Source organism: Catenulispora rubra (assembly GCF_015356825.1).
Lineage (GTDB): Bacteria > Actinomycetota > Actinomycetes > Streptomycetales > Catenulisporaceae > Catenulispora > Catenulispora rubra.
Genome location: NZ_JAACYW010000644.1, coordinates 1 through 1,088, shown reverse-complemented (window position 1 = coordinate 1,088; position 1,088 = coordinate 1). Strand labels below are relative to the sequence as shown.

General features: G+C 72.2%; 2 protein-coding genes. One reads left to right on the top strand and one right to left on the bottom strand.

Going from position 1 to position 1,088, the window contains the following annotated elements; all coding sequences use genetic code 11:
* Positions 1-586: FHA domain-containing protein (locus tag GWK61_RS54730; RefSeq protein ID WP_194922316.1), on the bottom strand; the 586-nt coding region annotated here is incomplete at its 3' end.
* Between the two features lie 212 nt (positions 587-798).
* Here GWK61_RS54730 and GWK61_RS59150 point away from each other — a divergent pair.
* The gene (locus GWK61_RS59150) at positions 799-921 is read left to right on the top strand and encodes a hypothetical protein (protein ID WP_267254616.1); all 123 of its coding nucleotides are present in this window, start codon (positions 799-801) and stop codon (positions 919-921) included.
* Positions 922-1,088: the final 167 nt, after the last annotated feature.

Genomic DNA, 1,088 nt, shown 5'->3' with positions numbered 1-1,088 from the left:
GGTTGGGCTGGGCCTCGTTCAGGTCGTCGGCGGCCTGCTTCCAGGTCACCGGGGCCGGGTAGGGCTCGCGGCGTAGGTAGCGCTGCCCCAGAGCGATCAGCATCATCCGCTCGACCGGTGACAGGTCGGTGACGTCGGAGGTCAGGGTGCGGGCCTGGCCGACGTCGCGGTGCTGGTGGCTGGGGCTGCCCACGATGTGCACCTCCAGCAGGTGGGTGCGGCGGTTCGGGGTCTCGATGGTCAGCGGGGTGTAGCCGGGGCCGACGGAGACCTCGTGGTGCCGCAGGACGGGCTCGATGCCGGGCACCAGGATCGGGCGCCGGCCCTCGTTGCGCAGCCACCACTCGTCGCCGTCGCAGGTGAAGACGCCGGCCAGGCGGCTGACGAACTCGTCGTCGCCGCCGATCACCACGTGCACGTCGAGCTCGGCGCGCCCGAAGTGCAGCGTGAACTTGCGCGGCGGGACCGCGAAGCCGCTGGGGCCGGCCTTCACGAAGATCGTGCCGGCCGGCGCGGGCGGCACCCCGCCGGCCAGGCTCGGCAGGTTCTGCGGCAGGACCTGCGGGATGAAGTCCCGTATCTGCATCGTGGCCCATTTCCTCGGCGCGGCCCGGCCCGGATGGCTGGGCGGCGGCGGCTGTTCGGTCGGCTCTTCGGTCGGATGGTTTTTCGGTCGGTGGGTGCTTCGGTGGTCGGTGCGGTGGTCGGTCGATCGGCGGGCGTGGATGAAGCCCGAGCAGCAGCGTACTTCGGATCGCCGGGGAGGGGTCCCGCCTGGTGCGTGGTCCGATATTGCCCATGGTGAACACGGATTACTTCCAGGACGACGACGTCGACAAAGAGGCGCCCTACCGGACCTTCGGACTGGGCCAGAGCAGCCGGCTGCGAGCCGGCGTGAGCATCCGCCGAGAGCACCGATGACTCGGTGCGGCGGGGAGTGAGGGACCCCGCATCCGAACACGCACACGAGTTTCCGCCACACCGCCGGACACGGGGCCGGCCGGCGTGACGGAAGGGGCGACTGCCCCGCGGCGGGGGCCGGCGGGGCAGTCGGGCCGGAACCGGCGGCGACGCCGTCGGCACCGGTG

Excerpts from the sequence above, each read along its gene's own strand:
- GWK61_RS59150 (WP_267254616.1), top strand. The coding sequence starts at position 799 with ATGGTGAACACGGATTACTTCCAGGACGACGACGTCGACAAAGAGGCG.